This is a genomic window from Ruminiclostridium papyrosolvens C7 (assembly GCF_000421965.1).
Taxonomy (GTDB): domain Bacteria; phylum Bacillota; class Clostridia; order Acetivibrionales; family DSM-1351; genus Ruminiclostridium; species Ruminiclostridium papyrosolvens_A.
Window position 1 is genome coordinate 132,537 of sequence record NZ_ATAY01000015.1, and the last position, 8,273, is coordinate 140,809.

General features: G+C 36.9%; 6 protein-coding genes. All 6 read right to left on the reverse strand.

Features of this window, described 5'->3' with window-relative positions; genetic code table 11:
* Positions 1–126 precede the first annotated feature (126 nt).
* Positions 127–324 (reverse strand): hypothetical protein, encoded by a 198-nt coding sequence (locus tag L323_RS24405; protein ID WP_020814265.1) that lies wholly within the window; start codon positions 322–324, stop codon positions 127–129.
* 78 nt (positions 325–402) lie between these two features.
* Complete coding sequence (locus tag L323_RS24410; RefSeq protein ID WP_020814266.1) at positions 403–1,662, reverse strand: RHS repeat domain-containing protein; 1,260 nt, start codon at positions 1,660–1,662, stop codon at positions 403–405.
* 469 nt (positions 1,663–2,131) lie between these two features.
* Positions 2,132–4,627 (reverse strand): BslA/BslB family hydrophobin, encoded by a 2,496-nt coding sequence (locus L323_RS24415; RefSeq protein WP_020814267.1) that lies wholly within the window; start codon positions 4,625–4,627, stop codon positions 2,132–2,134.
* A 19-nt stretch (positions 4,628–4,646) separates the two neighbouring features.
* Complete coding sequence (locus L323_RS24420) at positions 4,647–6,995, reverse strand: S-layer homology domain-containing protein (RefSeq protein ID WP_020814268.1); 2,349 nt, start codon at positions 6,993–6,995, stop codon at positions 4,647–4,649.
* A 327-nt stretch (positions 6,996–7,322) separates the two neighbouring features.
* The gene (locus L323_RS40530; RefSeq protein ID WP_051153501.1) at positions 7,323–7,583 is read right to left on the reverse strand and encodes a hypothetical protein; all 261 of its coding nucleotides are present in this window, start codon (positions 7,581–7,583) and stop codon (positions 7,323–7,325) included.
* 98 nt (positions 7,584–7,681) lie between these two features.
* On the reverse strand, positions 7,682–8,074 hold the full coding sequence (locus tag L323_RS40535; protein WP_051153502.1) for a hypothetical protein: 393 nt from the start codon (positions 8,072–8,074) through the stop codon (positions 7,682–7,684).
* Positions 8,075–8,273: the final 199 nt, after the last annotated feature.

The following is an 8,273-nucleotide window of genomic DNA, read 5'->3' on the forward strand; positions in this document are numbered from 1 at the left end:
AATTAATAGTATAATTTTTAATGCCAAAGACCCGATACAAAATTAATTTCTTCTTTTCAGGATGTTAAAAATATTAAAATACTAGAATATTACCAGGCAATTTAACTATGTATGAATATTTCTGCTTTATTTTTTAATTTTTTTATATATTGCATAGATTATATATGAAATTATTCCAAATATAAAAACAATTCCCGCAAAATTTCCTCTTGCCTCGCTAGGTGATAATCCCTCGTTTATATAATACAGGTTGTAGCATACGTAAATAACTCCTGAAAATATAACTAAAATAATCAGTAAAATAAGTAACAAATATTTTTTCATAATAGCCTCCTAAAAGCAATACTAAAAAGCAAATTGTTAAGTCCTCATTTATTAACCTTAATTATTGTATATGCATCATTAATTTTTACTGCGTAATCTGCTTTCTTTTGGTTTGTATATGATTTTCAAGTTATTAACATATCCCAACCAATTTTTATAGCTTTTCATATACTCATTATATTTATTTTTTGTTATCATGCCTGCCATGTAAGCAGAATGTATTTTTATATAGTAATTATTATTACTTTTTGTTTCTTCATCAATATGCTTTCTTATATTACAAAGTTCATTTTGTAAATTTTTTATATAGGCATTCATTTGGTCTATTATGTCTTTTCTACCACTAACTGTACGATTTCTGTATGCCTGATCACCCAAATTTACAAATTTATTTTCTAAATCGTCCAGATGTTTCCTTGCTACATCGCCCATTCCAGCACCACTAGCTGCGTCAATATATCCTTGTATAGCTCCGTAAAGACCAGACATCACATTTATTTCATTAGGCCAATAACCAGCACCAGCTGATGTATACCCTATATATGTATTTATGCCAATATTGTAAGCCCAATCAAATATTTGAGCAATAACATTCCATTCTCCTGCTTTGTAAATCTGATTTATATAATACGAATATGTAGAATTGCTATCATCTAGTATATACCAAAAATCCTCTCCACTGCTTTTTAAGTGCCCACTCGGATCTACATATATTATCGGATTATTCTCACAATATGTATACAAATTCAAGCTCTTAGTATTATCTAGCTGTCCACGGTATGTATCCTCGGTTATAAATCTGCCTGTTGCCGGATCATAGTGTCTTGCCCTCAGATAATACTGTCCGGTTACCTTGTCAAGTTGTTCACCGGCGTATTGGAATCTGTTCTGTACTTTTTCCTTTGAGCTTGTAGCGTTTCCAAATGAATCATACTCATAAGAGTTAAGAACTTCTCCATTTTCGTTCACTAGCTTTGAAACATCTCCATGGGCATTATTCAGGTAATATGCCTTTGTTCCGATAGGATTCTCTCTTGCAATAAGACCCAGACCCCTTATATTTCTGGAAACAAGACTGCCGTTACCATTTGTCTCTGTTATTATATTTCCTCTGTCGTATGTAAAATTGCTTCCGATACCATTTTCAGTAACAGATATCCTAAGACCAAATGCATCATAATGGTTTTCCATCCATGAGCCGTCTGCCTGTTCAACGGACTTCAATTGATTAAATCCATCATAGGTATATGTAGTTCCATCTGATGAAGTGAGCTGATTGCCGTTATTGTCGTAGGTGTATACAATAGAACCTCTATTTGAACTGGTTACTACTGTCATTCTGTTATTGGCATCGTAGGTGTATTTAATTTTTTCATTTCCCTTGTTCCAGTTTGCCCTGTTACCCGCATTATCATATGTAAATTATCGTTTCCAATAATTGCCCAATTAGGCCCAGTAGTTTGACCGTATAAGTATAACTACAATTCCATTTATTACATTTTTAATTCTGATTGTATGATTCTTTTTATTTTTTAAACTGACTCCTGAGAATTTCTCTGGTGAAAAAATTTTTAAATACATGCAAAAAGGATTTTATAAACCAATTATCATAATATTAAGAGTATCTGTGTGTAATAAAATTTCTTTAAATATACCATATTATTCTACATATTTAAACCAGATATTACAATTTTTAACCTATTCACACCATACTACCACCCTCAAATCCATCAAAAAAGACCAACCCAAACGTTTTGTTTGAATTGGTCTTTAAAAATGTGACTATACATCTATTTCTCTACGAATCTCAGTGAATAGTAATATCAACAAAGGCTTTGACCTTGTATCCTGCGTCACTGTCCCCATCAACTGCCGCCAACATCAAATGTTGGTTTGGGGCAATGGTTATAGCGCTTCCCAGAGTATATTCTGTTCCCAAAACTGTGTCATCATAGCCCGGATGTATAAATTCGTCGTCCTGAACGGCTATAAGCCATTTTTTAGCTCCTGTAAAGCCTGCAAATGACAGTTTTGTGAAGCTTATAGCTCCGGTTTGGGAATCATAGGCAGATAATGTATAATTTGTAGTCTCCAAGAGAGTTTTCAGCTTATCTGAAGTAAATACCGCTCTTTCATCCTGACCTGATGTCGGCAGCTTTGGCCCGGTTCCATCGGCGTCTGCAACAACACTAAATACGTATTCTCCACCTTGAGGCACCGTTTTATTCCTGAGCTTTACAAATATCTTCTGTCCCTTGCTCAGATTAAGATTGGTAAAGGACAGAGTTCTGACGTTAAGTCTCTGAGATGAATTCAATGTTACCTCTGCACCGCTTCCTATCTTGACCAGGTCAGTTTCAAAAGCAGGGAATCCTTCCGGCAGCCAGAAAGTAACCGTACCGTTTGCAAAATCGTCCTTTGAAGTATATGTTATTTCAAAGTCCTTTAGCGTCGCTGCTTCACCTGTTACAGGACTAATTTCAATACTTCCCGGAAGTGTTATGTTACCGGGTGTCACATTTACGTCAATACGTTTTATACCGCTGGTAAAACCCGAGTACTGCCCGGTTATGTATATCTTTGCGACTCCGGCTGCTATGGCTGTTATCACACCTTTATCAGTTACAGTGGCAACACTGCTATTCAAAGATACGAATCCTACTGTACTCTTATCCGGTGAGACCGACAAGCCTAAGTCTTTATACAAATCAGCATTCTTCCCTTCCTGCAAGGTTATACTGTCATTAACTGCACCCGTTACACTAATATTAACACTTGGCTGAAAAGGATCATTCGGGTCTGAACCGGGTACATACTTATATGAGTAAAATGAAGGTGTAATCCCCATTTTAACGTTGTTTGCATATGAATATGCGCTATTAATTTTACCGTATCCCGTTATTTCAGCATCTGACATAATAACAAGACTTCCGATATATGAACCGCTCTGCATATTGATATATGAGCCTTGGGAAGTTGTGTCCAAGACCAAGGAAGTTACGGTTCCCTTTTTAAAGAGAATTTCAGTGGTACTCTCAATGTTTGCAGTATTGATTTCAGCTGAACCGTCTATGGTTATTTTATTTCCTTTGGCATCCTTTAAAACATTCAAGGTAGAAACCTTACCTCCCAAAAATTCAAGCTGTTTTTTCGTTACTTCTGCAGTTAACGTCTTAACAGTTCCAGACAAAAGAGAAAAAACTCCTTGACTTTCCTTGTTTATACTGACATTTTCAACGTTACCACTCAATTTAATATTTAAATTACTGTTTTCAGAAACTATATCTTTGAAATCACCTTTGATTGTGGCATTCTGGCTTTCAAAGGCCCCATGCATGGCAGTAATATTTACAAATCCGTCTCCGCTTGTCAGGTAACCTTCTTCAATGGTACATCCCGATTTTAGATATGTCTCCTTAATAGTTGTACTTCCAACCACTCTTATATACACATTGCCTTCACTTTTTTCAACTGTCAGGGTTCCGCCTATCTGAGAATTTTTTATAGTTACCCCGTTAGGGCCTCCTCCTCTTATAATAAGCCTTCCTGACAACTTTACGCTCTCCAGAGTAACAACTCCGTCGCCCACACCCTCACCGATAATCAAATCTCCAGAAATGGAAATACCTTTTAAAGTAACTGCCCCCACACTTATAAACATATTACCTGTGGCATTAGTGGTTATGGCTCCCGATTTAAGAGCAATATGTCCCACGCATTTATCTAACATAATTAAAGCATCTTTAAGTTTTAGCACTCCCGTCGGTGCATATCTTCCGGCAGCAACCTCTGCAAGTCCCCCTTTTTCTATCACCGCTGCCAAATCATTTAACTGTTTCTGTTCAAGAGCCTTACCGTCAGTTATCTTACTAAGTATTTTCTCATTTTTGAGTTCAAGTCCAAAAACATATGCAGACATCTCTGCAGCCTCTACTCTGGTCATTAAAGAAAAAGGATAAAATTTTGTATTTTCCTTAGCCGAAATATATCCGCATGCCGCAGCCTTTGCTAGCTCCTGTCCGTACCATGAGTTCTTTGGTACATCTATAAAATTTATGTCAGCCTTTTTTGATGTTTTCAATACAGCGTTGAGCATTTTAATAAAGTCAATTTTCTCAACAGGCTTGTTTAGGTCCAGACTTGAGTAGCTCTTATCCAATACACCGTTGTTTTTCCATTTGCTCAGTAATGAAACTGTGTAGTTGGAATATGATGTTCCCGTTTGTGCAAATGCAGAAAGGGGAATAACCATAAAACATATTACTGCAAGCATCAGAGATATTTTATTTGCATATCGTTTCATTAACTTGCTCCTTCTCTTATTATTGATTACCCTGATTGTATATTAATCCCTTATAGGCCATTAGTGCAGCTTCTGCTCTTGTGACATTATTGGAGGGTTGTAAATAAACTCTTCCATTAATTTTTCTACCTGAAATAATACCTGCTCCGCATACAGCAGCTATATTTCTGGAAGATGAATCCGAAATTAAATTAAAATCTGCAAACTGCTTCAAAGTGCTGCTGCCTTTTTGAGGTAATGGAGTTCCCTTTATTTTCAGAGCCAAAGCCAGCATTACCGCTGCCTGTTCTCTTGTTATCAGCTTATCGGGGTAAATCTTGTTATTATTATCCTTGCTGATTATACCGAAGTATTCTGCTGCCATAATTTCCTTATAATATTTATGTTTTGCGGTAACATCGGCAAACCTTCCTGCCACTGCTTTTTCCATGCCAAGGCTTCTGACAAGTATGGCACAGTATTCACCTCTGCTAATAGACTGTTTCGGGTTAAATCTATTGCTGCTGGATACAAATACATTTCTGCTTGCAAGGTTATTGATTGCCTCCACAGCCCAGCTTACAGACCCTAAATCACTAAATGTATTATTTACTGAGGTAGCTGTGACAACCTCATTTGACGGGTTACTCTGAACCAAGCCCTTTACAGCTCTGATTCTGTATGTCATTGTTTTGCCCGGTATTGCATCGTGGTATATAAAAGTAGTAACATTAGAATCAACTCTGCCTATTTCCCTGAAGAGGTACAACTGCTTTGCCTCAATGATAAATCCTTCTTCAGTAGAGGAATTATCCTTCCATGTAAGTTTCACGTCATTAGTTGATATAACCGACGTTTGCAAATTACCCGGTGTTACCGGAGCATCCAATGACAACTGTACCTCATTGCTGTAGCTCACAGCAGTTGACCTGTCAAAGGCCTTAATCCTGTAAAAAGTAGGCTCTGTGCTGCTGATCCATTTATCATTATATTTTGTGGTATTAGGTTCAAGCTGTGAGATTTGATACCACTGTGAAAGTAAACCAATCTTTTTCTCTACTATAAATCCTGCCTCCATACTGCTGGTATCATCCCAGGTAAGCTCAACCTCCGTTTTGCTTATAACGTTAAAAGACAAGTTTACAGGAGGACTCAGAGGAGTGGTCAAAGCTCCGGATTCATTGGAGAAATCGGAATACACTTCATTATCATTAATTTTTGCCCTTACCTTGTAGGAATAGTTTTTTTGCGGAGACACGTTCAAATCAATATAACTGTTTGCGTTTCTTCCCATTGTATCGTACAGTGTGTAATCTGTTTCATCGGGAGCTTTTCTCCATATCTCAAAGCCTGTTTCATTTGTAGTCAGGTCCTGCCAGGACAAGCTGATTTTTTTACCATCCACACTGACAGCCGTGAGCCATGAAGGAGGCTTTAGATACGTACTCGCTACATTCAGAACATCTGAATACTCGGAACTGGTAACACCTGTTAATGCCTTAATTCTGTAACTGTATATGGAATTTTCATGTGCGACGTTATCAATATAGCTGGTTGTATTCTGAGGCACTACTGCAACTTCAATGAAAGCACCTTCGTTTGATGCTCTCCTTTCAATAATATATGCCGTTTCAAAAGATACATCCTGCCATTTTAGCTGTATTTTATAGCCTGAAAGGGCAAACCCCGACAGATTTGACGGTCTAGGTAACATTGAAACCGCACTGCTTCCGTCATATTCATCAGGATAAGCAGATGATTTTATATATTCCGTTGAATACGACCTGACCTTATAATAATATTTTATACCAGCCGCTATTGCTTTATCACTGTATGTATTCTGACCTGCCGCAACTCTGGCTACTTCCGACCAGGAGGTGGAACCTTCCGTTCTTCGCTCTATTATAGTGTTGCTTATCTTGCCCTCAGGATAAGTCCATTTTAAATCAATCTGATTAGATGAAACCATTGTGGGTGTCAAGGAATCCGGCTTTACAACTTCATCTGTGCGGATTGAAATTTCATCCGTGTACACATATGTTGTATAAGTTGAGTCCAAGACTTTTACCCTGTATGTATAAATATGTCCCGGTTGAACGGTACTGTCTGTGAAAGTTGTAAGGTTTGCGGTAGTGTATGAGACCGTTGAAAATATCCCACCATCCACACTGCGCTCCAAGTAATAATTTATCTCATTGGTTAAATTGTCGTTCCAATTGAGGGTAACCACGTTTATATTATGTACTAACGCAGTAATATTTGATTTTACAGTACTGGCTGCTGTATTCAATACAACAAGGCTTTGCATTAAAATCGCTACTGCAAGCATTATTGCTAACTTAGAAATGTGTTTAAATTTGTGATATTTTTTTCCCCTGTTAGAAATCAAAGTATATACCCCCAAAAATTTCTTTTATTATACCTTATCGGCAATTTTCGGGATAGATTTTATAAGGTTGTACATTTTGTAATGTTAATGTCACATTAATGCGCAAAAAAAGCTGTACACCAATTGCTTAGTGTACAGCTCCCTGTCAGCTATAATATTTTTATTCAGCTGTAAATGTAACTGCTATTCGTTTACTTTCACGCTTACCTGAGTTAGTAACTGTGAAGTAGAAAGTTCCGCCTGTCTGTCCAAGTTGAGATATTGTAATTACAACCTGTGACTGGGTAGCTGCTACTATTGAAGTACCAATTACTTCTCCGCCTTCTGCTATATCATAATATTAACTATATCTCCTGCTGCTAAGCCATATACAACAACCATATCGTTTCCGGTATTGTTAATAGCCAAGACTTTATCAGCATTAGGATCAGCAGTTACTTCTTCAGCCGCATATGCTACTTCTGTTCTTGTACTTTCCAGTTTGCCTGTATTTGTTACAGTTACAAATACCTTTCCGGCTTCTGTTCCCAACTGTGCTATGCTAACTACAGCTTCTGTTTTTCCTGTTGCTACTGTTGCTGTTCCCAATGCTGTAGTTACAGTTCCGTCTTTGTATACCTTTACTATATCTCCTGCTACGAGTCCGGCTACAACTACAGTATCTGCTTTTCCTGTTACGTTGTTGGTTACTGTAAATTATCTGCTACAGGATAATTACTTGTTGCTTCAGCTATGTATGGTTTTTCGACCTTATCACTCTCTAAACCGCTGACACTAGTTACAGATACATACACAACTCCAGCATCTGAACCTATTTGAGGAATACTTACAATAGCTTCTGTCTTCCCTGACAATACAGTTGCAGTACCTATCTGTGCTGTTGGGCTATAAACCTTTACCACATCACCTACTGATAATGACGTTACTTTAACAGTATCAGCTATACCAGCATTATTAGTTACTGTAATATTTGCCTCGTCGGGCTTTGGTGATATCCCATCAGCTAACGCCACATTTGTTGTTGACAAAAATAAAGCTGCTGCAACCAAGATACTTTGAACTCTAAACTTAGATTCCATACCATTTAACCTCATTGTTAATATGATCGTTACAAAATTGTAATGTTTCCTTAATATATCACCCATGATCCATTCACTTAATACAAAATTCGTAAAAATGCGACTATTTTTACTAAAATTATTTTTTATAACATAAAAAACTATTCTATTTTGTCAAATACAATATTAAATAAAATAAAAGAGCCTATACAAGATTTAT